This window comes from Mesorhizobium sp. Root695 (genome assembly GCF_001428185.1).
Taxonomy (GTDB): Bacteria; Pseudomonadota; Alphaproteobacteria; order Rhizobiales; family Rhizobiaceae; genus Mesorhizobium.
The window spans coordinates 104,208-128,940 of record NZ_LMHO01000043.1; the positions used below are offsets into that span (position 1 = coordinate 104,208).

Annotated in this window: 17 protein-coding genes; 6 read left to right on the plus strand and 11 right to left on the minus strand. The window is 62.3% G+C overall.

Annotation, left to right across the window (positions count from 1 at the left end):
• Nucleotides 1–155: 155 nt before the first annotated feature.
• Nucleotides 156–1,748 (minus strand): peptide ABC transporter substrate-binding protein, encoded by a 1,593-nt coding sequence (locus ASD99_RS27190; RefSeq protein ID WP_057145548.1) that lies wholly within the window; start codon nucleotides 1,746–1,748, stop codon nucleotides 156–158.
• A 276-nt stretch (nucleotides 1,749–2,024) separates the two neighbouring features.
• On the opposite strand from ASD99_RS27190, the gene ASD99_RS27195 reads away from it, so the two are divergent.
• Nucleotides 2,025–2,483, plus strand: a complete 459-nt coding sequence (locus ASD99_RS27195; RefSeq protein ID WP_413813956.1) for a TadE/TadG family type IV pilus assembly protein — start codon at nucleotides 2,025–2,027, stop codon at nucleotides 2,481–2,483.
• Nucleotides 2,484–4,250 carry a TadG family pilus assembly protein gene (locus ASD99_RS27200; RefSeq protein WP_057145457.1) on the plus strand — a complete coding sequence of 589 codons (1,767 nt, stop codon included), beginning with the start codon at nucleotides 2,484–2,486 and terminating at the stop codon, nucleotides 4,248–4,250. It abuts the gene before it with no gap.
• 14 nt (nucleotides 4,251–4,264) lie between these two features.
• On the opposite strand, the gene ASD99_RS27205 is transcribed toward ASD99_RS27200, so the two are convergent.
• The 10 genes from ASD99_RS27205 to ASD99_RS27250 all read right to left on the minus strand — a co-directional run bounded on the left by ASD99_RS27205 (nucleotide 4,265) and on the right by ASD99_RS27250 (nucleotide 20,463).
• A complete protein-coding gene (locus ASD99_RS27205; protein ID WP_057145458.1) occupies nucleotides 4,265–5,890 on the minus strand; it encodes an alpha-glucosidase family protein in 1,626 nt (541 codons plus the stop codon).
• The gene (gene glgX, locus ASD99_RS27210) at nucleotides 5,877–7,886 is read right to left on the minus strand and encodes a glycogen debranching protein GlgX (protein ID WP_057145459.1); all 2,010 of its coding nucleotides are present in this window, start codon (nucleotides 7,884–7,886) and stop codon (nucleotides 5,877–5,879) included. Before glgX ends, ASD99_RS27205 begins: the two co-directional genes overlap by 14 nt.
• Nucleotides 7,887–8,058: 172 nt before the next feature.
• Nucleotides 8,059–9,687, minus strand: a complete 1,629-nt coding sequence (locus ASD99_RS27215; protein ID WP_057145460.1) for an alpha-D-glucose phosphate-specific phosphoglucomutase — start codon at nucleotides 9,685–9,687, stop codon at nucleotides 8,059–8,061.
• A 3-nt stretch (nucleotides 9,688–9,690) separates the two neighbouring features.
• A complete protein-coding gene (gene glgA, locus ASD99_RS27220) occupies nucleotides 9,691–11,136 on the minus strand; it encodes a glycogen synthase GlgA (protein ID WP_057145461.1) in 1,446 nt (481 codons plus the stop codon).
• Nucleotides 11,137–11,139: 3 nt separating this feature from the next.
• Nucleotides 11,140–12,405 (minus strand): glucose-1-phosphate adenylyltransferase, encoded by a 1,266-nt coding sequence (gene glgC, locus ASD99_RS27225; protein WP_056580815.1) that lies wholly within the window; start codon nucleotides 12,403–12,405, stop codon nucleotides 11,140–11,142.
• Between the two features lie 59 nt (nucleotides 12,406–12,464).
• Nucleotides 12,465–14,678: a 1,4-alpha-glucan branching protein GlgB gene (gene glgB / locus ASD99_RS27230; RefSeq protein WP_057145462.1), complete on the minus strand. Its 2,214-nt coding sequence runs from the start codon at nucleotides 14,676–14,678 to the stop codon at nucleotides 12,465–12,467.
• Nucleotides 14,679–14,772: 94 nt separating this feature from the next.
• The gene (locus ASD99_RS27235) at nucleotides 14,773–17,241 is read right to left on the minus strand and encodes a glycogen/starch/alpha-glucan phosphorylase (protein WP_057145463.1); all 2,469 of its coding nucleotides are present in this window, start codon (nucleotides 17,239–17,241) and stop codon (nucleotides 14,773–14,775) included.
• A gap of 237 nt (nucleotides 17,242–17,478) precedes the next feature.
• Nucleotides 17,479–18,288 (minus strand): ATP-binding cassette domain-containing protein, encoded by an 810-nt coding sequence (locus ASD99_RS27240; RefSeq protein WP_224696644.1) that lies wholly within the window; start codon nucleotides 18,286–18,288, stop codon nucleotides 17,479–17,481.
• Nucleotides 18,264–19,325 carry an ABC transporter permease gene (locus ASD99_RS27245; RefSeq protein WP_056580824.1) on the minus strand — a complete coding sequence of 354 codons (1,062 nt, stop codon included), beginning with the start codon at nucleotides 19,323–19,325 and terminating at the stop codon, nucleotides 18,264–18,266. Before ASD99_RS27245 ends, ASD99_RS27240 begins: the two co-directional genes overlap by 25 nt.
• A 160-nt stretch (nucleotides 19,326–19,485) precedes the next feature.
• Nucleotides 19,486–20,463, minus strand: coding sequence for a sugar ABC transporter substrate-binding protein (locus ASD99_RS27250; RefSeq protein ID WP_372337956.1), 978 nt, complete (start codon nucleotides 20,461–20,463; stop codon nucleotides 19,486–19,488).
• 267 nt (nucleotides 20,464–20,730) lie between these two features.
• Between ASD99_RS27250 and ASD99_RS27255 the strand changes: the two genes are divergently transcribed.
• The 4 genes from ASD99_RS27255 (at nucleotide 20,731) to ASD99_RS27270 (ending at nucleotide 24,727) form a co-directional block, all read left to right on the plus strand.
• Nucleotides 20,731–21,957 carry an ROK family transcriptional regulator gene (locus tag ASD99_RS27255; RefSeq protein ID WP_056580825.1) on the plus strand — a complete coding sequence of 409 codons (1,227 nt, stop codon included), beginning with the start codon at nucleotides 20,731–20,733 and terminating at the stop codon, nucleotides 21,955–21,957.
• Nucleotides 21,957–22,403, plus strand: coding sequence for an RbsD/FucU family protein (locus tag ASD99_RS27260; RefSeq protein ID WP_056580828.1), 447 nt, complete (start codon nucleotides 21,957–21,959; stop codon nucleotides 22,401–22,403). Before ASD99_RS27255 ends, ASD99_RS27260 begins: the two co-directional genes overlap by 1 nt.
• The gene (locus tag ASD99_RS27265) at nucleotides 22,400–23,323 is read left to right on the plus strand and encodes a carbohydrate kinase family protein (RefSeq protein ID WP_057145464.1); all 924 of its coding nucleotides are present in this window, start codon (nucleotides 22,400–22,402) and stop codon (nucleotides 23,321–23,323) included. Before ASD99_RS27260 ends, ASD99_RS27265 begins: the two co-directional genes overlap by 4 nt.
• A 261-nt stretch (nucleotides 23,324–23,584) precedes the next feature.
• Complete coding sequence (locus ASD99_RS27270) at nucleotides 23,585–24,727, plus strand: DegT/DnrJ/EryC1/StrS family aminotransferase (protein WP_057145465.1); 1,143 nt, start codon at nucleotides 23,585–23,587, stop codon at nucleotides 24,725–24,727.
• The last annotated feature ends 6 nt before the right edge of the window (nucleotides 24,728–24,733 follow it).

A 24,733-nucleotide genomic window follows, 5' to 3' on the forward strand; every position in this document is an offset into this window, starting at 1 on the left:
CTTGATCCAGAGCAACGCGCGTCCAGCCGGACGGTTGCGCTCTAGCCTTCAAATCTTCGCACCGACATGCCGAAAATCGATTCCGGTTCCCGGGCCGATGCGATGGCAAACCACTGCCGCCGCGCCCTGAAGGGCGCGGCGGCTTGGCCAGGGAGTTAGTCCTTGCTGACGAAGCGGGACGGATGGATGTCCATGACATTGTCATCGAAGCCATGCAGCTTCGAGGAAACGATATCGTGGAAGCTGTAGTAGAGAAGCGGAATGTTACCGACGTCATCGACAAGGATGCGCTCGGCCTCAGTGAGGTCCTTCATGCGCTCTTCTGGCTTGCCGCCGGCAGCCGCCGCCTTGTCCATGGCCGCTTCATATGCCGGGCTGACATAGTTGGAATAGTTGTTGCCGCTGGCCTTGCGTGTGATGCCGAGGAAGGTCTCGGGATCCTTGTAGTCGGCGATCCAGGCGGCACGCGCCACATCATAGTTGCCCTTCTGCTCAAGGAAGGAATAGTGGGTCTTGGTGTCGGTGTTGAGCAGCGTGACGTCGACGCCAAGCGGCTTCAGCTGTTCCTGGATGGCAACCGCGGTGTTCTTGTGGTTTTCCGACGTGTTGTAGCGGATCTCCATCTTCAACGGATGCTCGGGCGTATAGCCGAGTTTCTCGAGGGTCTTCTTGGCAGCGTCCTCGCGGTCGATCTGCGACATGTCGGCGTATTTGGCCATTGCCGGCGTGTAGCCCGCGATGCCCGGGGGCACCATAGAATAGCCAGGCAGCATCGAGTTCTGCCAGACTTTCTCGGCGAGGAAGTCCCGGTCGATCGCCATCGAGATGGCGTTGCGCAGTTCGGGGTTGTCCCACGGCGCTTTGTCGGTCTTGATCGCATAGTAATAGGTGCCGAGATACGGTCCGACGCGGACCTGATCACCGAACTTGGTCTTGAGGTCAGCAAGCTGTTCGGTCGGCAGGTCGCCGTAGCTGTCGAGTTCGCCGGCCTCGAAGCGCTTCATCGCCGATGAACGGTCTTCGGTCGGGATATAGTTGACGACGTCCATCTTGACGGTCGCGGCGTCCCAGAATTTCGGATTCTTGACCAGCTTCATGTGGTCGTTGGGAATCCACTCGGCCAGGGTATAGGCGCCGTTCGAAACGAGATTGCCCGCCTTGATCCAGTCGGCGCCGAGCTTTTCGATTGAAGCCTTGTTGACCGGATACGTGGCCTGGTGGGTCAGCATCTCCAGGAAGTAAGGCGTCGGCGCCTTGAGCGTGACTTCGAGGGTATTTGCGTCAAGTGCCTTGACGCCCATATCCTCCGGCTTGCCCTTCTTGGTGTTGACTTCCTCGGCGTTCTTCACGGGATAGAGCATGGAAGCGTATTCGGCAGCGGTGGCCGGATCTTCCAGCCGTCGAAACGAATAGACGAAGTCGTCCGCCGTCACCGGGCTGCCATCCGACCAGAGGCCGTCCTTGCGCAGCTTGAAGGTGTAGACAGTGCCGTCGTCGGACACCGTCCAGCTTTCGGCGGCGCCCGGAATGAGGTTGGTCTTCTGGTCATGCATGACCAGGCCCTGGAACAGGTCGCGTATGATATCGGCTTCGTAGACAGTCGAGGTCTTGTGCGGGTCGACCGTCTCCGCTTCGGCGGCGCTGCCTCTGTTATAGACGGTCCCGGCGAAAGCCGGTGTGTAGAACGTGCCGGCCGCCAAAGCCATCGTCGTGGCGAGCACCGTCGCCTTCAGCATGTTTTTCATCAGCATGAAGTTCTCCCTGTCGGCGCTGCCGTCGGCGCACCTTTTAAGTGTTGACGCCCCGGAGCCGATATCTGACCCCTTTGAGCGCGCCACCGGTTCCCTCCGATGGCTGGTGGCAGGAGACTAGACAGGAGGTAAGGTCTTTTCAACCGAGTACTGATTGACCTTAAGTCAATAGTCAGAAATCAAAGCAAGCATCCACTAAATTAGAACTGTCTTTCAATCGTGCACACCTCCAGGTTGCGCCTAGAGTTTTCGCTTTTGCATCCGAACTTTGGCATGTTCAGAGCCATGGTACGCAATGTCATTCCCACGGTCATAAGCCGCCGATTCCAGATGGATACGTCAGGAACTTCGGCGGTTGAGTTCGCCCTGCTCTCACCGATCTTCATCCTTCTTCTACTCGGGATGGTTGCATACGGTATATATTTCGGCGCTGCCAACTCGATCCAGCAGATCGCGGCGGACGCGGCCCGCACAGCGATCTCCGGATTGAACCAGACCGAACGGCAGACGCTCGTCGCCAGCTTCGTCACCAACAATGCCGGCGGGTATCCTTTCGTGGATGCCAGCAAGCTGACCTACCAGGCCAATGATAGCGTGGCCGATGGAAGTCAGTTCGTTGTGTCCATCCAATACGATGCCCGCAACCTGCCGATCTGGAATCTTTTCCCAGGCATAGCGATGCCAGGCACCACCATCACGCGCAAGTCAACGATCAGGGTCGGAGGCATCTGAATGTTGCTGCGTGAGCGCAAGGAGATCTTCCGGCTTGCACGGTTGATGCTGGGCGACAGAAAGGCCAATTTCGCCGTCATGACGGCGCTCATGGCGCCGGTGGCGCTGGCGCTGGCCGCGGTGGCTATCGACGAAGCCTCGATCTACACCGAGCGCCGCGAGGCGCAGGCAATGGTGGATCTGGCGGCGATCACCGCCGCCTCGAACATCACCAACGTCAACACAGCAGTCGTGACCACGCTGACCGACAACGGCATGCCAGGGGTGGTCGTTCAAGGCTCGGGACAGACGATCGCTCCGGCCGTAGGGAAAACCGTCGTTACGGTCACGCCCGGGCGATACGCGGCATCCGGCACCAATGTGAGCCAGCGCTTCCAGGCCAGCGTAACACCCTACAATGCCGTCCGTGTCACCCTGAAGAAGATCCCCGCCCGCTATTTCGCGAGTTCGCTGATCCCCTCTCCCGTGATCGGCACGCAGGCCACCGCCAGCATGACGCCGCAGGCGACCTTCTCGGTCGGATCGAGGCTGCTCAGCGTCAATGGCGGCATTCTCAACGCGCTCCTCAGCGGACTTCTCGGCGGCAACATCTCGCTCAGTGTCATGGACTACAACGCGCTGATCTCCGCGGATGTGAGCGTACTTTCCTTCGTCGACGGCCTTGCCACGCAGCTGAACCTGACCGGCGTGTCCTATTCGGACGTACTGGCATCGAAGGCGACCGTCGGCCAGATCGCAACTGCCATGGCCAACGTGCCCGGAGTTGGCAATACGGCCAAGGTCGCCCTGCAGACGATCGCGTCCAAGGCGACCAGCACGGTCAAGATCCCGCTCAACAAACTTGTCGACCTCGGCTCCTTCGGCAGCCTGGGCCTCGGGCAAAAACCGGCCGGCCTTGGCGTTGACGCAAGCGCCATGGGAATGCTGACCGCCGCCGCCGTGCTGGCCAACGGCACGAACCAGGCTCAGGTCAACCTCGGGGCCACCGTACCCGGGCTTTTGTCCACCGCGCTTACCATTGCCATTGGCGAGCCGGCGAAATCTTCGCCGTGGCTCGCGGTCGACGGCATCGGCACGGTGGTGCGCACGGCCCAGACGCGCATCAAGCTGGTGGCCACCGTTGGCGTCGGCACACCCAGTCTCGGTGGCGGCATCAGCCTGCTGGCCGTCAATCTGCCGCTCAATGTGGAAGTCGCCTATGCCGAAGCCAAACTGACCGACATCACTTGTCCGACAGGGCCGTCCAGCATCAAGGTTTCCATCGCCGCACACCCAGGTATCGCCTCGCTGCATCTGGCCAACAGCAACTCATCAGGCTTTGGCGACTTCAGCCAACCGCAGACATTCACCGACGCGGAAATCGCGGATGTGAGCCTCAAGCTGCTGCTGATCAACATTCCGCTGATACAGGTGATGGGCTCCGCCGCCACCGCGATCACCAACAACAACCCGACGACGCTGACCTTCGATGCGACCGACATCGCCAACAAGACGATCAAGACCGTTTCGACGCGCAACATTACGCAGTCGCTCACCACATCCTTGGTCAGCAACCTGTCGCTTTCAGTCAATGCGCTTGGCCTGGGGATCGACCTGACCGCACTGCTCGGAACGGTCAAGCCGGCGGTGGTGGCGGTGCTGAACGGTGTAACAGCACCCGTCGACGACCTGCTCTACAATGTGCTTTCAGCGCTCGGTGTCGGCGTCGGCCAGGCCGATGTCCGTGTCACCGGTGCGACCTGCGGACGCTCGGTGCTCGTCCAGTAGGGACGGCCGAGGCATCAATCGAGGCGACCAAGGTAGTATCCGAGCGCAGGCAGCGAAAGCTCGGACTCCTCGACGACCGCTGTATCGCCGTCAAGCTTTGCAACCGCTCCAATATCAGGCGGCAACGGCCAGGTCCCCGGCTCCCTAGCGAAATTGAAGATACAGAGCAGTCTCTCGCCGCCGCCTTGGCGGACGAATGCGAGCACGTCGCCCTCAGCGTCAAGAAAGCGGATCGAGCCTGTTACCAACGCCTCATGCTCCCTGCGCAACGCCAGCGCGGTCCGATAGGACGTGAGCACCGAGGCCGTGTCGGCGTTCTGGACGTCGACTGCTCGGGCGCGATGGCTGGCCGGTATCGGCAGCCACGGCCTGGCCGTAGAGAAGCCTGCATTGTCGGCGCCGGCCTCCCAGACCATCGGCGTTCGACACCCATCCCTACCCTTGACGCCCGGCCAGAAGCGGATGCCGACGGGGTCGCGCAGATCCTCGTAGGCAAGCTCCGCCTCTTCAAGGCCGAGTTCCTCGCCTTCGTAGAGGCAGATCGAGCCGCGCAGGGAGGAGAGCAGCATGATCGAGAATCTTGCGATCGCGTCGGGATCGCTGCCCGGCCTTGTCCAGCGGCTGATATGGCGCACCACGTCATGGTTGGAGAACGCCCAGCAGACCCAGCCATCGGAAACGGCTGCCTCGAAGGCTTCGACGCAACCGCGCACATGCGCCGCAGAGAACTGTGGGCCAAGCAGGTCGAAGGTGTAGCACATATGGAGCGTATCCCCGCCGGAGGTGTAGGCGGCGAGCGTCTGCAATGAGCGGCCCTCATCGCCGATCTCGCCGACAGCGGCGCGGTCCTCATAGGCGTCGAGCAGCGCCCTGAAGCGGCGCAGGAACGCCAGGTTTTCCGGCTGCGTCTTGTCGAACAGGTGCTCCTGGTAGAGGTAGGTGTTGGTCTCGCTGTTGGTACCGGCGACGCTTGATGCCAAGGGTGGATTGCTGCGCAGCCAGCGGTCGTGGACATAGTAGTTGACCGTATCGAGCCTGAAGCCATCGACGCCACGCTCGAGCCAGAACCGCACCGTTTCCAGAAGCGCGTCCTGAACCTCCTGATTATGGAAATTCAGGTCCGGCTGCGAGGCGAGGAAATTGTGCATGTAATACTGCCGGCGGGTCGAATCCCATTCCCAGGCCGGGCCTCCGAAGACGGAGAGCCAGTTGTTGGGTGCGCTGCCGTCGGGTTTGGTATCGGCCCAAACATACCAGTCGGCCTTGGGATTATCGCGGCTGGCGCGGCTTTCAACGAACCAGTCATGTTTGTCGGATGAATGCGACAGCACCTGGTCGATGATGATCTTCAGGCCGAGACGATGCGCCTCGGCGACCAGCGCATCGAAATCCTCAAGCGTGCCGAACATTGGATCGACATCGCAGTAATCCGACACGTCGTAGCCCATGTCGGCCATCGGCGACTTGAAGAAGGGCGACAGCCAGATGGCGTCGACACCAAGCGAAGCAACATGAGCGAGCCTCGACGTAACGCCGCTGAGGTCTCCGCTGCCGTGGCCGGTCGTGTCCTGGAAGGAGCGCGGATAGATCTGGTAGATGACGCAGCCGCGCCACCATCCGGCCTTGTCACCTGCCCCCATTGCGCTTCTCCCTTGTGCCGGTCTGCACTCGTTCGATCATGAAGATAACTGTCCGCCCCGATATCGGCCGGGAGATATCCGCCGCATCCGGCGTTTCGATGGCCGGAGCCCAGAAAAATCCATCTCGCTCGGGCAAGGTGAACATGCAGGCCCGGCGATCGCCGTTGATGAGCACCGCAAGACTGCGGTCGTCATCGGCGGCCAGGATCATGACAAGGCGGTGCCGCTGCGGATCCTGCCAACTCTGTTCGTCGAGCGGCACGCCCATCTCGGTCAGCCATGCGACGTCCGGTATCTCCGAACCTGCCGGCGGCTGGCCAGCAAGGAAGCTTGTGTCGGAAAGCGCGGGCATCGCTCGGCGCAGCGTCGAGAGCAGCGCCGTGTAGCGCTCCAGCGCCTGATCGCGGCCGGGCCAGTCGAGCCAGGTGATCGCGTTGTCCTGCGCATAGGCGTTGTTGTTGCCGTGCTGGGTGCGGCCGAATTCGTCGCCCGCGGTCAGCATGATGGTGCCGCGTGAGACAAACAGCGTGGCGAGCAGCGCGCGCTGGTCGTTCAGGCGAGCCATGGCTACGGCTGGGTCGTCCGCATCACCTTCCACGCCGTTATTCCAGGACAGGTTTTCATTGTGGCCGTCGCGGTTCTGCTCGCCATTGGCTTCGTTGTGCTTGCGCTCATAACGCACGATGTCGGCGAGCGTCATGCCGTCATGGGCGGCGATGAAATTGACACTGCGGCTGGCGTCTTGCCCGTTCGCGGCAAACACATCGGACGAACCGGCGAGCCGGGTCGCCAGGGCGCCGACCATGCCGGCGTCGCCGCGCCAGAAGCGTCTGACATCATCACGATACTTGTCGTTCCATTCGAGGAAGAATGGTGGGAAATTGCCGAGCTGATAGCCGTCCGGACCGATGTCCCACGGCTCGGCGATCAACACGCGATCGGCCAGCAGCGCGTCGTCGCGCATCGCTCTCAGCAGCGGCGCCTCGGCATCGAATGTGCCCTCGACCCGCCCCAGAATGGTTGCCAAGTCGAAGCGGAAGCCGTCGACGCCGGCATCCCTGACGAAATGGCGAAGCGTGTCGAGGACCATTTCCTGAACGATGGGATGGTCGCAAGCGACTGTGTTGCCCGTCCCGGTCTCATTGGCCAGCCTGCCGTCTGATGTGTGCCGGTAATAGGCCTGGTTGTCGAGGCCGCGCAGCGACAACGTCGGACCAAGCCTGTCGCTCTCGCCTGTGTGGTTGAAGACGAGATCGAGGATAACGCCGATGCCGGCCTTGCGTAGCACGGCGACTGTGTTTCGCAATTCCATGATGCCGCCCGGCGCCAGGTGCGGATCGAGCGCCATGAAGGTGACGGGGTTGTAGCCCCATGTGTTGCGCAGCCCGAGCGGCGGCAAATGTCGCTCGTCGATAGAGGCGGTCACCGGCATCAGCTCGACCGCGCCAACGCCAATCTTCTTCAGATGCTCGACAACCACGGGGTGAGCGAGGGCGGCGACCGTACCTCGCAGCTTTTCAGGAACGTCTGGGTGCAGCATGGTGAAGGCGCGTACCGGCACCTCGTAGATCAGACCACCGGCACGAAAAAGCGGCGGCGCAGCCTGCACGGGCTTCGGCAAGGCGGCGGCAATCGCCTTCGGCACCAGCGGCGCGGTATCGGCCCCCTCGCCCCGGCGCCGGCCCAGCCGCCAGTCATAGGCGTAGGGCCTGTCGATCTCGACGGCGTAGGGATCGGTCAACAGCTTGTCGGGATCAAACCAAAGCCCACGCTCGGGCGCATAATCGCCATCGGCGCGAAAGCCATAGCGGGTGCCGGGGCCAAGGCCTGCAACGAACAGCGCATGGACGCCCTCGCCTTCCGGGTGCAGTTCGAGCCGTTCGATTTCCCGGTTGCCTTGCTCGTCGAAGACCGAGACCCAGAGCCGGCGGGCGGCCTGCGACCACGCAGCAAAGCGGATGCCTTCGCAGGTGACGGTAGCGCCGAGTGACGTCATGCGGGCTCCCCCTTCTCCCCTTGTGGGAGAAGGTGTCGCCGAAGGCGACGGATGAGGGGCGTTCCAGCTTGGCGCCGACGGCGATCCTTCGCGCACCCCTCAACCGTCTCGGCGCTGCGCGCCGATCCACCTTCTCCCACAAGGGGAGAAGGGAAAGCGCACACAGCCACTCTCAAGTAATCACGCTCGGCTCGTTGCGACCGGTGTGACTCTTGATGCCGGCTATATCATCGGCGGCCGCGATCAGATCAGCAAGCGCCTCTTGCGTGTCGAGATCGTGCCTCGCTCCGTCCGGCTCGTAGCGCTCGATGTAGACGCGCAACGTCGCGCCCGACGTACCTGTGCCGGACAGCCGGAAGACGACGCGCGAACCACCTTCAAACAGCACCCTGATGCCCTGGTGCTCGCTGATCGAGCCATCGACCGGATCGCGATAAGCAAAATCGTCGGCGCTGGCGATTGTCATGCCGCGCACGCTGGTGCCCGGCAATGAGCCGAGTTTGGCGCGGAGTTCGTCGACCAGCGCATTCGCGCGGTCGCTCTCAACCTCTTCATAATCGTGCCGAGAATAGTAGTTGCGACCGTAGGTCGCCCAGTGCTCGGTGACGATCTGCTTGCAGCTTTCGCCGCGCGCGGCCAGGATGTTGAGCCACAGCAACACCGCCCACAGGCCGTCCTTTTCACGGACATGGTTGGAACCGGTGCCGGCACTCTCCTCGCCGCAGATCGTCGCCATGTCGGCGTCGAGCAGATTGCCGAAGAACTTCCAGCCGGTCGGCGTCTCATAGATGCCGATGCCGAGTTTTTCAGCGACACGATCGGCCGCGCCACTGGTCGGCATCGAGCGGGCAATGCCTTTCAAACCGGCCTTGTAGCCCGGCGCCAGGCGCGCATTGGCGGCAAGCATGGCAACGGAATCCGACGGGGTGACGAAAATGCCCTTGCCGATGATCAAATTGCGGTCGCCGTCACCATCGGAGGCGGCGCCGAAATCCGGCGCGTCCGGCCCCATCATTTCGTCATAGAGGTGTTTGGCATGGACAAGATTCGGGTCCGGATGGTGGCCGCCGAAATCCGGCAGCGGCTTGAAATTGCGGCAGGTGCCGTTGGGCGCGCCAAGCCGGTTTTCCAGGATCTCCTTGGCGTAGGGCCCGGTCACCGCGTGCATGGCGTCGAAGCGCATGCGGAAGCCGGACTTGAACAGTTTGCGCAATGCGTCGAAATCGAACAGGCTTTCCATCAGCTCGGCATAGTCGGCGACCGGGTCGATGATCTCGACGGTCATGCCGGCGGCCTTGACCGCACCGACCGTGTCGATGTCGATCGGATCGATGTCGGCGATCTTGAAGCTCGAAATCGCCTTGGTCTTTTCGAAGATCGCGTCGGTCAGCTTTTCCGGCGCCGGGCCGCCATTGCCGGCATTGTACTTGATGCCGAAATCCTCGTGCGGACCGCCCGGATTGTGGCTGGCCGACAGTATGATGCCGCCAAAGGTCATGTATTTGCGGATGACATGCGAGGCGGCCGGCGTCGACAGGATGCCGCCCTGCCCGACCATCACCTTGCCGAAGCCGTTGGCGGCTGCCATGGCGATGGCCTTCTGGATGACTTCGCGGTTGTAGAAGCGGCCATCGCCGCCAATCACCAGGGTCTTGCCCTTGAAACCGTCCAGCGCGTCGAAGATCGACTGGATGAAATTCTCGGCATAGTGCTCCTGCTGAAAGACAGGCACCTTCTTGCGCAGGCCCGACGTGCCGGGCTTCTGATCGGAATAGGGTTTGGTGGGGATGGTCCGTATCATGCTTCAGGCAACCCTTTTCGAAAGCAGCGAGCGATAGAGTTCAACATATTTATCCGCACTCTTGTCCCACGACACGTCGGCCTTCATGCCCTGGCGCTGCAGCGATTCCCAGACCGGCGGACTGGCATGGGCGTCGACGAGGCGGCGGATGGCGTGCAGCAAGGCACCGCCATTGTTGGGCGCGAACTGGAAGCCGGTGGCAACGCCGGCCGAGACGGCGGCCTCATTGGCATCGATGACCGTATCGGCCAGGCCCCCGGTGCGGGCAACCACCGGCACGCAACCATAACGCAGGCCGTAAAGCTGCGTCAGCCCGCACGGTTCGAAGCGTGAGGGAATGACGATGGCGTCGCAACCGCCCTGCATGATGTGCGACAGCCCTTCATCGTAGCCGACGACAACCCCGATACGGCCGCGATGTCTGGCTGCGGCGGCAAGCAGCGCACCTTCGAGGCCGGCGTCGCCCGAGCCCAGGATGGCCAGCCGCGCGCCCGTGGCAACGATGCCGTCGACCACCAGCGCTAGTATGTCCATGCCCTTTTGCCAAGTCAGGCGGCTGACGACGCAGACGATCGGGCTGTCGTCACGATCGAGGCTGAAGCGCTCCTCGACGGCGGCCCTGTTGGGCGCGCGCGCCTTCAGCGTCCCGGCCGTGTAGGTGGAGACCAAATGCTTGTCGGTCTCCGGATCCCAGATGTCGATGTCAATGCCGTTGACGATGCCATAGAGATCGCTGGAGCGCATGTTGATGAGGCCGTCGAGGCCCATGCCGAATTCCGCCGAGCGTATCTCCTGCGCGTAGGTCGGGCTGACCGTGGTGATCGCCCAGGCGGCCTGCAGGCCCGCCTTGAGGAAGCCGACGCCGCCATAATATTCGACGCCGTCGAGCGCCATAGCCGCCGCAGGCAAGCCGAGCTCGCCGAAGATGTCGGCGCCGAACTGGCCCTGGAAAGCGAGGTTGTGAACGGTCACCATCGACGGTACGCCGACCGCCTTGCCGTAGCGCATATAGGCCAGCGTCATCGCCGACTGCCAGTCATGGGCGTGGACGATGTCAGGCTGGTAGCCCGAGATGGCGCCGCCGGCGATATCGCCGCCGACCTGGCTTAGTGCTGCAAAGCGCCGCCAGTTGTCGGGCCAATCGACGCCGGTCGCATTGCCATAGGGACCGCCGGGACGGTCGAACAGATGCGGCGCGTCGAGCACGAACAGCTCTAGCCCGGCAAGCTGGATGGAATGAACGGAGGCCTTACCGCCCTGCAGCAAGGGATATTGCAGAACCGCCCGCTTTTTCTTGAAGGCGGCCATAACGGTCGGAAAGCCGGGGATGAGCGTGCGCATGGTCACGCCCTTGGCCGCCAGCGCAATGGGCAGCGCGCCGGTCACGTCGGCAAGCCCGCCGGTCTTGATCAGCGGGAAAATCTCGGGCGTGACCGACAGAACCTGCATGCGTTAGAGCCCCAGCTTGTCGATCATATCCTGGGTGACCAGGCAGATGCCCTTTTCAGAAACGCGGAAGCGCTTGGCGTCGAGAACGGGATCTTCGCCGACCACCAGCCCTTCCGGTATCCTAACACCATGGTCGATGACCACGCGCTTCAACTTTGCGTTCCGGCCGACATGAACGTCGGGCAGCATGACGACTTCTTCCAGGGTCGAATAGGAATTGATGCGCGCTCCGGTGAAGATCAGGCTTCTCTTCAGCGAAGCCCCCGAGACGATGCAATCGCCCGAGACAAGCGAGGACACCGCCGAACCGCGGCGGCCATCCTCGTCATGCACGAACTTTGCCGGCGGCTTCAATTCGGCATAGGTCCAGATCGGCCAGTCGCGGTCGTAGAGGTCGAGTTCCGGCGTGATGTCGGTCAGGTCGATGTTGGCTTCCCAATAGGCGTCGACCGTTCCGACGTCGCGCCAATAGGCCTCGTTCTCGGCGGTCGAGCGGACGCAGGACTTGGCGAAGCGGTGCGCGATCGCCTTACCGTGCTGGACGATATAGGGGATGATGTCCTTGCCGAAGTCACGGCTTGAGCCCGGCTCAGCCGCATCGCGGCGCAACTGCTCCATCAGGAACTTGGTCTTGAAGACATAGATGCCCATCGAGGCCAGGGCGAATTCCGGCTTGTCGGGAATGCCGGGCGGGTCGGCGGGCTTTTCGACGAAGGCGATGATGTTGTCGTTGGCATCGACATGCATGACGCCGAAGCCGGTGGCTTCCATGCGCGGCACTTCGAGGCAGCCGACGGTGACATCGGCATTGGCGTCGACGTGCTGGCGAAGCATCATCTCGTAGTCCATCTTGTAGATGTGGTCGCCGGCCAGGATGACCATGTATTCAGGTCCATAGGCCTCGATGATATCGATGTTCTGATAGACGGCGTCGGCGGTGCCCTCATACCATTGCGTTTCCGAGACGCGTTGGCTGGCCGGCAGGATGTCAAAACTCTCGTTTCGTTCAGGACGCAGGAAGTTCCAGCCGCGCTGCAGGTGGCGGATCAGCGAATGCGCCTTGTACTGCGTGGCGACACCAAGGCGCCGGATACCGGAATTGAGCGCGTTGGAGAGCGCGAAGTCGATGATGCGCGTCTTGCCGCCGAAATAGACGGCCGGCTTGGCACGCCGGTCGGTCAGTTCCTTGAGGCGGCTGCCACGGCCGCCGGCCAACACATAGGCCATGGCATCGCGCGCCAGCGGCTGGGTCCGTTTCAAGTCTGCCATTTTTACCCTCCCAAGTTACTCGATCTCGACATGGTTCAGTCGGCGACAAGTTGACGGACCTAGTCCGCAACGAGTTCAAGCATGATCGTCGACAGCGGCGGCAAGAGCATAGTCGCGGAGATGCTCCCTCCCTCCGCCCGCGCCTCGACCATGCCGCCATTGCCCTTGCCGGAACCGCCATATTCCGAAGCGTCGGTGTTGATGATTTCGCGCCATTTGCCGGCCGTCGGCAGCGGCACGCGATAATTGTCGCGCGGCACCGGCGTGAAATTGGAAATGACGGCCACCGAGTTGCCGCCCGGTGCGCTGCGCAGCCAGGCAAAAACCGAATTCTGGCTGTCGTCGACGATCAGCCAGGAAAACCCTTCCGGCTCGCAATCACGGCCATGCAGCGCCGGGCGCGAACGGTAGAGATAGTTGAGATCGCGCACCGTCTGCCAGACGCCGCGATGCGGGCGGAACTCCAGCAGGTTCCAGTCGAGCGCGCGCGCCTCGCTCCATTCGCGGCGCTGCGCGAACTCCTGCCCCATGAACAGCAGCTTCTTGCCGGGATAACCCCACATGAAAGCGTAGTACGCGCGCAATGTCGCGAATTTCTGCCAGTCGTCGCCGGCCATTTTGCCAAGCAGCGTGCCTTTGCCGTGCACGACCTCGTCATGCGAGAGCGGCAGCACGAAATTTTCCGAGAAGGCGTAGGTCAGGCCGAAGGTGAGGTCGTTGTGGTGATGTTTGCGGAAGATGGGCTCCTTGGAGAAATACTCCAGCGTGTCGTGCATGAAGCCCATGTTCCACTTGAAGCCGAAGCCCAGGCCGCCTTCATGCATCGGTGCCGAGACCTTCGGCCAGGAGGTCGATTCCTCGGCGATGGTCATGACGCCCGGATGGTGGCCGTAGACCTCCTTGTTCATCTTCTGCAGGAAGCTGACCGCCTCGAGGTTCTCGCGGCCGCCCTTCTCGTTGGGGATCCATTCGCCGGCCTTGCGCGAATAGTCGAGGTAGAGCATCGAGGCGACCGCATCAACGCGCAAACCGTCGACATGATATTTCTCGGCCCAGAACAAGGCGTTGTTGACGAGGAACGACACCACCTCGCGGCGGCCAAAATTGTAGATCGCGGTGTTCCAGTCGGGATGAAAACCCTTGCGCGGATCGGCATGTTCATAGAGCGCGGTGCCGTCGAAGTTGGCAAGGCCGTGCGCGTCGACCGGGAAATGCGCCGGCACCCAGTCGAGGATGACACCGACGCCGGCGCGGTGGGCGCCATCGACGAAACGAGCAAAGCCGTCCGGGTCGCCGAAGCGGGCCGACGGCGCGTAGAGGCCGGTCGTCTGGTAGCCCCAGGACGGGTCATAGGGGTGTTCAGAGATCGGCATGAATTCGATATGGGTGAAACCGGTCTCGACCACATAGGGGATCAGCCGGTCGGCCAACTCGTCCCATGACAGGAACGCACCGTCGTCGTGAAGTTGCCAGGAGCCGGCATGGACCTCGTAGATCGAGATGGCTTCGCGCCGGTGATCGGCATTGCGCCAGAAATTGCGGTGCGCCTCGTCGCCCCACTCATGCGCCGGTGGCACGGCCACGACCGAAGCAGTGGCCGGACGCAATTCAGATTTGAAGGCGAACGGGTCGGCTTTCAGCGGCAGTCTCACGCCATCGGGACCGATGATCTCGTATTTGTAGGGCCGACCGGCACCGATATCGGGCACGAACAGTTCCCAGATGCCGGTGTCGCGGCGATCACGCATTGTGTGCCGGCGACCGTCCCATTCGTTGAAGTCGCCGACCACCGAGACGCGCCGTGCATTGGGAGCCCAGACGGCGAAATGCACTCCGGAAGCGCCTTCGTGGTCGATGACATGGGCGCCGAGCTTATCGAACAGCCTGAGGTGCGAGCCTTGGGCGATGTAGTAGTCGTCCATCGGGCCAAGCACCGGACCGAACGAATAGGGATCGGTCAGCCACCAGTCGCCGCCGGCATTGCGCGCGTGATAGCGCAGGGGCTGCCGCTTCTTGATCGAGAGCTTGCCTTCGAAAAAGCCGCCGTCGTCGCGCCTGGACAGTTCACCCGCGATGGTGCCGGTCAGCGTATAAGCGGTAACGAATTCGGCATGCGGAACGAAGCATCGGGCATACAGGCTCTTGCCGATCTCATGGACACCAAGGACCGCGAAGGGATCTCCGTGCGTGCCGGCAACAATCGCCGCAACATCGCTGGCTTGCGCCAGTCCGTCCGGCCCGTTTGTCGCAGCGGTCGCGCGCGGCTTCTTCATCAGGCAGCGTCCCTCCCCGGGCACCGAGTGTTTTGTTCTAGGGTGTGCATTTCACACCCTGGGACCACATTGTTCGCGGCCTCATGCAATCACATCAGACAGGTACGTTCCAGATTTCTTTCGCATATTGGCGGATCGTGCGATCGGAGGAGAACCAGCCGACACGCGCAACGTTGCGGATCGCCTTGGCGTACCAGTCGGGACTGTTGCGCCAGACGGCATCGACTTCGCGCTGCGCAGCGGCGTAGGCGTCGAAATCTGCGGCGACCATGAACCAGTCGCTCTGATAGAGACCGTTCATCAAGTCGCGGTAACGCTCCGGATCGTCCGGCGAAAAGACACCCGACGAAACGGCAGCAACCGCTTGCGCCAGTTCGGGTGATGCTTCGATGACGGCGCGCGGATCGTAGCCGTTGTTGCGCCGCTCAGCGACCTCGGCGGTGGTCAGGCCGAAGATGAAGATATTGTCGTCGCCGACGCACTCCTTGATCTCGACATTGGCGCCGTCGAGCGTGCCGATGGTCAGCGCACCATTCAGCGCGAACTTCATGTTGCCGGTGCCTGACGCTTCCATGCCGGCGGTCGAGATCTGCTCGGACAGGTCGGCCGCCGGCATCATGATCTCGGCCAGGCTGACATTGTAGTTTGGCACGAACACCACCTTCAGCAAACCGCGCACGGCCGGATCGCGGTTGATGACCTTGGCGACGTCGTTGGCGAGTTTGATGATCAGTTTGGCATTGTGGTAGCTGGGTGCCGCCTTGCCGCCGAAGAATTTCACGCGCGGCATCCAGTCGCGCTCGGGATGCGAGCGGATCTGGTCGTAGAGAGCGATCGCCTCAAGGATGTTCAGAAGCTGGCGCTTGTATTCATGGATGCGCTTGATCTGGATATCGAACAGCGCCGAGGGATCGACCTTGATGCCGAGCCGGTCGGCGACGAGGTTGGCCAGCCGCGCCTTGTTGGCGCGCTTGACGGCGGCGAACTTGTCGCGAAAGGCGGCATCGCCGGCGAAGACGTCGAGACCCTTGATGGCGTCGATGTCGTCGAGAAAACGGTCGCCGATCGTCTCGCGGGCGAGCGACGTCAGCCCGGGATTACACTGGATCAGCCAGCGCCGCGGCGTGATGCCGTTGGTCTTGTTGTTGATGCGATCGGGATAGAGTTTGTGCAGGTCGGCGAACACCGTTTCCTTCATCAGGTCGGTGTGAAGCGCCGAAACGCCGTTGATCGAGTGCGAGCCGACAAAGGCCAGATTGCCCATGCGCACCCGACGGTCGCCGTTTTCCTGGATCAGCGAGATGCGACTGATCTGCTCGTCGGAGAACTGGTCGGAGGCGCGCGCCTCAAGAAGCACTTCGGCATTGATGGCGTAGACGATCTGCATGTGGCGCGGCAGCAGCCGCTCAAAGAGCGGCACCGGCCAGCTTTCCAGCGCTTCAGGAAGCAGCGTGTGGTTGGTGTAGCCGAAGGTCCGCTTGGTGATGCTCCAGGCAAGGTCGAAATCCATGCCGTGGACATCCATCAACAGGCGCATCAACTCGGGGACAGCGATGGCCGGATGGGTGTCGTTGAGATGGATCGCAGCCTTGTCGGGCAGCGACTTCAGGTCGCCATACTGGCTGAGATGGCGCTGGACGATGTCCTGCAGCGAGGCGGTGGAGAAGAAGTATTCTTGCCTGAGCCGCAGTTCCTGCCCGGCCTTGTGTGAATCGGCGGGGTAGAGCACGCGCGACAAGGCATCGGCCTTGTTGCTTTCGGCAAGCGCACCGATGTGGTCGCCGGCATTGAACTTGTCGAGCAGGATCGGATCGACAGGCATGCCCGACCAGAGCCGCAGCGTGTTGACGCGATTGGCCCGCCAACCGACGACGGGCGTGTCATAGGCGACGGCCAGCACATGCTCGGTTGGCTTCCAGACATGGCGTTCGAGCCGGCCGTCCTTGGAGGTGATCGATTCCACCGAACCGCCGAAACCGACCTCGAAAGAGCGCTCACGGCGTTCGAATTCCCAGGGGTTGCCGTGATCGAGCCAGGTCTCGGGCAGTTCGACCTGCCAGCCGTCATGAATCTCCTGGCGGAACATGCCGTTGGCATAGCGGATGCCATAGCCATGCGTGGGAATGTCGACGGTCGCCATGCTTTCCATGAAGCAGGCGGCAAGCCGGCCGAGGCCGCCATTGCCGAGTGCCGCGTCCGGCTCGAGAGCGGCGATCAGATCGAGATCGACGCCCAGCGACGACAGCGCCGCGCGCATATTGTCCATCAGGCCGAGATTGGAGAAGGCGTCGCGCATCAGGCGGCCGATAAGGAACTCCAGCGACAGATAATAGACGCGCTTTTCCTGCTGGTCGTAGGCCTCCTTCGTCGCCTGCATCCAGTGGTCGACGATGCGGTCGCGCACGACCTTGATCGAGGCGGTCAGCCAGTCGTACTGGGTCGCGACGGTGGTGTCCTTGCCAACCCGGTATTTGAGGGCCTTCAAGACTTCCGAGGCGAGTGTCTTGGGATCGGGATTTTCAAGTTCGGGCTGGGGAGCTTCGGATGTCATCGCGCGCGTCATGCTGCCTCTCGTGCGGTTGCCACGATCATACCGGCTTTCATCGTTCCTCCCAGCCCATGCTAGCCGATACCACTACATATTCAATCGATTTAGATCAGCGCATACTGGCTTACCCTGCGGCAATTTGACAGTTCGAAGCGTCACGCGCCCAGGCGATCCCGCGCGACGCGCTTCAAATTTCTTGTTCCATACATGTCGTTGTTCCGAAAACCGCTACGCACTTTTGGGCGACATGCATCAAGCCGCCAGCGCCGCCTCGGGCGGAACCTTTGCGCCGGTCATGAAGGCGACGGCATCGGACATCGTATATTGCTTGGGATCGATGACGCAGAGGCGACGCCCCAGCCGGTGGATGTGAATGCGGTCGGCCACTTCGAAGACATGTGGCATATTGTGCGAGATCAGAACGATCGGCAGGCCGCGCTTCTTGACGTCGAGGATCAGTTCGAGCACGCGGCGGCTTTCCTTGACGCCAAGGGCGGCCGTCGGTTCGTCCATGATCACCACACGGCTGCCGAAGGCGGCGGCGCGCGCCACCGCCACGCCCTGGCGCTGGCCGCCTGAAAGCGTCTCCACCGCCTGGCTGATGTTCTGGATGGTCATCAGGCCAAGCTCAGTGAGCTTGTCGCGGGCGCGCTTTTCCATTGCCGGACGGTCGAGCATACGAAGCCAGTCGCCCAGAAAACCCGGTTTGCGGATTTCGCGGCCAAGGAACATGTTGTCGGCGATCGAGAGTGCCGGCGACAGCGCCAGATTCTGATAGACGGTTTCGATGCCGGCTTCGCGGGCCTCCATCGGTGATTTGAAGGCGACAGGTTTGCCTTCAAGCCGGATCTCGCCTTCGTCGGGTACGGCCGCGCCGGAAATCGCCTTGATGAGCGACGACTTGCCGGCGCCATTGTCGCCTATGACGGCGAGGATTTCGCCGGGGTAAAGGTCGAAGTCGGCATTGTCGAGGGCGGTGACACGGCCATAGCGCTTGACCAGTCCACGAGCGGTGAGAATGGGTTCCTGGGTCATGGTCATGCCGAAACCTTTCTGATCCATTGGTCGACTGCCACGGCGCCGATGATCAGCACACCGGTGAGCAGCACTTTCCATTGAGGATCGGCGCCCAGCATGTTGAGGCCCATGGAGACGACGCCGACGATCATCGCGCCGAACAGCGTGCCCAGGATCGAGCCGCGTCCGCCAAACAGAGAAATACCGCCGATCACCGTCGCGGTGATCGCCTGGAGATTATAGTCGGTGACGGCGGCTGACGGCGAGATCGAGCCGTTGCGGCCGATGGAGACCCAGGCAGCGAAAGCGGCGATCAGTCCGGCAAGGGTGTAGACCGTCATCAGCACCTTCTTGGTCTGGATGCCCGACAGCTTCGCCGCCTCCTGATCATCGCCAACGGCGTATACATGGCGGCCCCATGCCGTGTGATTGAGCACGTACCACAGGATCAGAACGAGCACGACCGTGGCAATGACACCGAGCGTCAGCACCGCGGTGCCAATCTTGAAGCTTAATGCAAACAGATGCAGCAGCGGCGCCTGGGTGTCGACGTCGGTGTCGCGGATCGTCTCATTGGCCGAATAGATGAAGTTCGTGGCCATGACGATGTTCCAGGTGCCTAGCGTCACGATGAATGGCGGCAGCTTCATGTAGGCGACCAGCACCCCGTTGAGCAGCCCGCAGGCCGCGCCGGCGGCAAGCCCGATCGCCACGGCGAGCACGCTCGGCATGCCGTAGCTGACCGCGCAATTGCCCATGATCACTGCTGAAATCACCATGATCACGCCGATCGACAGATCGATGCCGGCGGTCAGGATGACCAATGTCTGCGCAGCACCCAGAATGCCGATGATGGCGATCTGCTGCAGGATCAGCGTCAGCGTGTAGGACGAAAAGAAGCGTCCTCCGATGGTGATGCCGAAGACGACGATCGCCAGAACCAGCACGATCAATGGCACCGCGGCCGGCGTCGAATGCAGGAAATGCTGGATGCGCTTGACGGCCGATTTGTGCTCGTCAAAAGCGGCAACGCTTGTATCGCTGCTCGAGAGAACCTTCTCGAATTCCTGAGCTTGAGCCATGTTTCCTCCCCGTTGGGTGCCAGCCACGCGCCAACACCCGTCCACGCTTTTCCGGTCTGTCGCCGGGATTGTTCGCGGTCACGCGACCCATCGTCCACCCGAAGCGGCCGGGGATCAAGCCCCGACCGCTCAGGTTCCGTAGATGCCTGTCAGACCGGCATCAGCCCCAGCACTTGGCGAGGCCTTCCTTGGTGTCGATGGACTTCACGCCAGTGGCCGGCTTGTCGGTCACCAGGTTGACACCGGTATCGAAGAAATTCTTGCCTTCGGTCGGCTTCGGCTTGGTTCCGTCCTTGGCGAAAGCGGCGATCGCCTCGATGCCAAGTGCTGCCATCTGCAGTGGATATTGCTGCGACGTGGCGCCGATGACACCTTCGGCCACTGATTTCACGCCGGGGCAGCCGCCGTCGACGGAAACGATCAGCACCTGGCTTTCGAGGCCGACGGCCTTCAGCGCCTGGTAGGCGCCGACAGCGGCCGGCTCGTTGATGGTGTGGATGACGTTGATGGTGTTGTCCTTCTGCAGAAGGTTCTCCATCGCCTTGCGGCCGCCCTCCTCGTTGCCGTTGGTGACATCGTGGCCGACGATGCGCGGATCGTCCTCATCGCCGATCTTGTTGGGATCCTTCACATCGATGCCGTAGCCCATCATGAAGCCCTGGTCGCGCAGGACGTCGACGGTCGGCTGCGAAGGGGTCAGGTCAAGGAAACCGATCTTGGCGTCCTTGGCCTTGTCGCCGAGCGTGGCGGCGGCCCAGGCGCCGATCAGCTTGCCGGCTTCGAGATTGTCCGTCGCAAAGGTCGCGTCGGCCGCGTCGATGGGATCGAGCGGCGTGTCGAGCGCGATCACCAGCAGGCCGGCATCACGCGCCTTCTTCACGGTCGGCACGATGCCCTTGGTATCGGACGCGGTGATCAGGATACCCTTGGCGCCGTCGGCGATGCAGCTTTCGATCGCCGCGACCTGGCTCTCGCTGTCGCCGTCGATCTTGCCGGCGTAGGTCTTGAGGTCGACGCCGAGTTCCTTGGCTTTTGCGGTCGCGCCTTCCTTCATCTTGACGAAGAAGGGATTGGTGTCGGTCTTGGTGATCAGGCAGGCGCCGACACCGGCCGCGGATGCGGACGAGGCAAACGCCATCAGGCCAAGAGCCGCGGCGGCAAACACGGTCGATTTCAACAGTTTTGTATTGGTCACGATTTTCCTCCCAGTGGAACCATTCCGATGCCGGCCAACCGGCACCTGCAGCGCATCCAACGAAATTCTCCCAGTGTGGACGCTGCCTCAACAGACACCAGGCCGAAGCCTCTGTCAATAATTAAATCACTCTTATTTATTATTGACAGCATTGCTTCGTTCACCCATTCTGGCCCAAAAGCATTGAGGGGAAACGACGGGAGGAACAGGGTGGAAACCGCCATTGCGAGGCACGGTTCGCCCGAGGTGAATGACAGCCTCATTCACCGCGGCACTAACCAGAGCGGCATGCGCGACCACAACGAGCGGTTGGTGCTCTCGCTGGTGCGCCAGCACGGCAGCCTGGCGAAATCTGACATCGCTCGCATGACCGGACTTTCGGCGCAGACGGTTTCGGTCATCATGCGTGAGTTGGAGGAAGAAAGCCTTCTGCTGCGCCAGGCGCCGTTGCGCGGCAAGATCGGCCAGCCCTCCATCCCGATGGCGCTCAATCCCGAAGGCGCTTTCTTCATCGGCCTGAAGATCGGCCGGCGCAGCGCGGAACTGGTGCTGATCGATTTCCTTGGCAATGTGCGCTCGATGCTGCAGCATTCATACCGCTACCCGGCGCGGCGCGAGACGGTGGACTTCGTCAGCAACGGCATTCGGCAGATGCGCGGCGAGTTGACGCCCGCACAGGACAAGCGCATCGCCGGGCTCGGCATCGCCATGCCGTTCGAGTTGTGGAACTGGACCGATACTGCCGGCGCCCCGCGCGACGTCATGGACGAATGGCGCCGCCGCGACATCAGGGCCGACATCCAGGCGCAATGCGATTTTCCGGTCTATTTGCAGAACGATGCCACGTCGGCCTGCGGCGCCGAGCTCGTCTTCGGCCACGCGGGCGGCGCGCGTGACTTCGTCTATTTCTATATCGGTGCCTTTGCCGGTGGCGGCATCGTGCTGAATGGCCGGCTGTTTGGCGGCCCGACCGGCAATGCCGGAGCACTCGGCTCCATGCCCGTGCCCGGGCCGAACGGCAAACCGACCCAGCTGATCGACGTGGCGTCCATCGCCATGCTCGAAAAGGCGCTCAATGCGCGCGGCGTCGAGGCCTCGCATCTGTGGACATCGCCGGAAGACTGGGGCGAGATCGGACCCGAGCTCGACGACTGGATCGCCAGCGCCTCGCGAGCGCTCGCCTACGCCATCGTCGCCGCATCCTCGGTCATCGATTTCGAGGCGGCGGTGATCGACGGCTGGATGCCGAAGGCGGTGCGCCGTCGTCTGGTTGACGCCATCATTGCGGCCATCGCCACGATCGACGGCGAAGGTTTGAAGCTGCCCGCGGTTCGCGAGGGAACCGTCGGCATTCATGCCCGGGCCCTCGGAGGCGCCAGCCTGCCACTATCCGAACGCTTCCTGATCGGCTCGACGACGATTTCCAGGAGCGCCTGATGCTGATCGGAATCCCGGCGCTGCTCGGTCCGGAGCTTCTGGCGATCCTGCGCGGCATGGGCCATGGCGACGAAATCGCGCTTGTCGACGGAAATTATCCGGCGGAACAGCAGGCAACAAGGCTGGTACGAGCCGATGGTCACCACCTCATCCCGGTGCTCGACGCGATCTTGAGCGTGCTGCCGGTGGACGACGCCGTGCCGGAGGCGCTGTTCCGCGCCTCGGTCAAGGGTGACCCCTCGCTTGCCGATCCCGTCCATAATGAGATCGAGGCGATCTGCGCCAAACGTGCGCCAGGCCGCAAGGTGGTTGCGCTGGCCGGCGCCGACTTCTATGCACGGGTCAAATCGGCGCATGCCATCGTCGCAACAAGCGAGCCGCGGCTCTACGCCAACATCATCATCCGCAAAGGCGTGATCTATCCGCCGGAGACCAGGAAGCCATGATCCTCTGCTGCGGCGAAGCCCTGATCGACATGCTGCCGCGCACGACGACAGCGGGCGAGCCGGCCTTTGCGCCTTATGTCGGCGGCGCCGTGTTCAACACGGCGATCGCGCTTGGCCGGCTCGGCGCGCCAGCCGGCTTCTTTTCCGGCTTGTCGTCGGATCTGTTCGGTGGCCAGTTCCGGGATGCGCTGGGGGCGAGCAAGGTCAGTTCCACCTATGCACACACCTCGCCTCGGCCAACGACGCTGGCCTTCGTCAAGCTCACCAACGGCCAGGCGACCTACACCTTCTATGACGAGAACACCGCCGGCCGCATGCTGACCATCGACGACCTGCCACAGCTCGGCAACGAGATCGAAGCCATGCTGTTCGGCGCCATCAGCCTGATCTCGGAGCCCGCCGGCAGTGCCTACGAAGAGTTCATGCGGCGCGAGCAGGCAAGCCGCGTCATGATGCTCGATCCCAACATCCGGCCGAACTTCATCCCGGACAAGGCCAAGCACCTCAGGCGCATCCGCGCCATGATGGCGATGGCCGACATCGTGAAACTGTCGGACGAAGACCTGAACTGGTTTGGCGAAGCCGGCTCGCATGAGGATGTCATCCGCAACTGGCTGGACCGCGGCCCGAAGCTGATCGTCGTCACCCATGGCAGCGAAGGCGCTGTCGGCTACAGCAAGGAGCACACCGTCACGGTGATGCCGGAAAAGGTGGAGATGGTCGACACGGTCGGCGCCGGCGACACGTTCAACGCCGGCATCCTAGCCTCATTGCATGAGCAGGGCCTGCTGACGAAAGCGTCGATTTCCGACCTATCGAAAGACGCCATCCACAAGGCGCTGGCGCTTGGCGCCAAGGCAGCAGCGGTAACGGTGTCACGGGCCGGCGCCAATCCACCCTGGCGACACGAGATCGCCTGAGTAGCGCTCAACATAGATTGAGCCAGTCGATCACTTTATGTTTCGCAGGACCGATGCGTGGGGCTATAAAGGCGCGATCGCGCCCGACGAAGCCCGGATTTCCGGCATCTCGCGAAGGTCTGCCGGGAAATACAGGTAACAGGCTACGACACACAGGCAATTTACGGCTCTGTGCGTCCGGCTTTCTCGTCAAGCGCAACTCTGGTACCAGCGGGCCGTTATCTGGCTAAACCGCCTGGTTGAAACCGTTTTGAGGCCGACATGCAGTTCATCGATCTTGGCGCGCAGCGCGAACGAATCCGCGACCGGCTGAAGGCCGCGATCGACCGTGTCGTCGATGAGGGCCGCTATATCCTCGGCCCGCAAGTCACCGAATTCGAGAACAAGCTCGCCGCCTATGTCGGCACCAAGCATGTCGTGGCTTGCGCGAACGGCACCGATGCACTGCTGTTGCCGCTGTTTGCGGCCGGCGTCGGCCCGGGCGACGCGGTGTTCGTGCCGAGCTTCACTTTCGCCGCCACGGCGGAAGTGGTGGCGCTGGCCAAGGCAGAGCCGGTGTTCGTCGATGTCGACCCGCATACCTACAACATCGACATTGCCAGCCTCCAAGCGGCCATCACCATGATCAAGAAGGAAGGCCGGCTGAAGCCGAAGGCAATCATTCCCGTCGATCTGTTTGGCCTTGCCGCCGACTACGAGGCGATCATGGCGATCGCCAACCGCGAAGGGCTGATGGTGATCGAGGATGCCGCCCAGTCGATGGGCGGTTCTCTCGACGGCAAGATGTGCGGCTCGTTCGGCTCGGTCGGCTCGACGAGCTTCTACCCGGCCAAGCCGCTTGGCTGCTACGGCGATGGCGGCGCGATGTTCACCAATGACGATGCGCTGGCCGAGCAACTCAGATCCTTCGCCTTCCACGGCAAGGGCGAAACGCAATACGACAATGTCCGCGTCGGCATCAATTCACGCCTCGACACGCTGCAGGCGGCGATCCTAATCGAGAAGCTGGCCATCCTCGAAGACGAGATGGTTGCCCGCCAAGTGGTGGCCAAGCGCTATGCCGATGGGCTTGGCGACGTCGTTACCGCCGCCCGCAATCTGGATGGCAGCCGTTCGGCCTGGGCGCAGTACGCCATCGAGACGCCGAAGCGCGACGGGCTGAAGGCGCATCTCGGCGAAAAGGGAATTCCGTCGGTCATCTATTATGTGAAGCCGCTGCATGCCCAGGTTGCTTATCGCGACTACCCGCGCACGCCGACCGGCCTTGCTGTGTCGGAAGACCTGCCGAAGCGGATTCTTTGTCTGCCGATGCACCCTTATCTCAGCGAAGCCGACCAGGACCGCATCATCGAAACGATCCGCAACTATATCGGCTCGAATTCAGCGCAGGCCGCAGCCGAGTAAGCTGCG

Excerpts from the sequence above, each read along its gene's own strand:
- ASD99_RS27195 (WP_413813956.1), top strand. The coding sequence starts at position 2,025 with ATGTTCAGAGCCATGGTACGCAATGTCATTCCCACGGTCATAAGCCGC.
- ASD99_RS27200 (WP_057145457.1), top strand. The coding sequence starts at position 2,484 with ATGTTGCTGCGTGAGCGCAAGGAGATCTTCCGGCTTGCACGGTTGATG.
- ASD99_RS27205 (WP_057145458.1), bottom strand. The coding sequence starts at position 5,890 with ATGGGGGCAGGTGACAAGGCCGGATGGTGGCGCGGCTGCGTCATCTAC.
- glgX (WP_057145459.1), bottom strand. The coding sequence starts at position 7,886 with ATGACGTCACTCGGCGCTACCGTCACCTGCGAAGGCATCCGCTTTGCT.
- ASD99_RS27215 (WP_057145460.1), bottom strand. The coding sequence starts at position 9,687 with ATGATACGGACCATCCCCACCAAACCCTATTCCGATCAGAAGCCCGGC.
- glgA (WP_057145461.1), bottom strand. The coding sequence starts at position 11,136 with ATGCAGGTTCTGTCGGTCACGCCCGAGATTTTCCCGCTGATCAAGACC.
- glgC (WP_056580815.1), bottom strand. The coding sequence starts at position 12,405 with ATGGCAGACTTGAAACGGACCCAGCCGCTGGCGCGCGATGCCATGGCC.
- glgB (WP_057145462.1), bottom strand. The coding sequence starts at position 14,678 with ATGAAGAAGCCGCGCGCGACCGCTGCGACAAACGGGCCGGACGGACTG.
- ASD99_RS27235 (WP_057145463.1), bottom strand. The coding sequence starts at position 17,241 with ATGACGCGCGCGATGACATCCGAAGCTCCCCAGCCCGAACTTGAAAAT.
- ASD99_RS27240 (WP_224696644.1), bottom strand. The coding sequence starts at position 18,288 with ATGGATCAGAAAGGTTTCGGCATGACCATGACCCAGGAACCCATTCTC.
- ASD99_RS27245 (WP_056580824.1), bottom strand. The coding sequence starts at position 19,325 with ATGGCTCAAGCTCAGGAATTCGAGAAGGTTCTCTCGAGCAGCGATACA.
- ASD99_RS27250 (WP_372337956.1), bottom strand. The coding sequence starts at position 20,463 with ATGGCGTTTGCCTCGTCCGCATCCGCGGCCGGTGTCGGCGCCTGCCTG.
- ASD99_RS27260 (WP_056580828.1), top strand. The coding sequence starts at position 21,957 with ATGCTGATCGGAATCCCGGCGCTGCTCGGTCCGGAGCTTCTGGCGATC.
- ASD99_RS27265 (WP_057145464.1), top strand. The coding sequence starts at position 22,400 with ATGATCCTCTGCTGCGGCGAAGCCCTGATCGACATGCTGCCGCGCACG.
- ASD99_RS27270 (WP_057145465.1), top strand. The coding sequence starts at position 23,585 with ATGCAGTTCATCGATCTTGGCGCGCAGCGCGAACGAATCCGCGACCGG.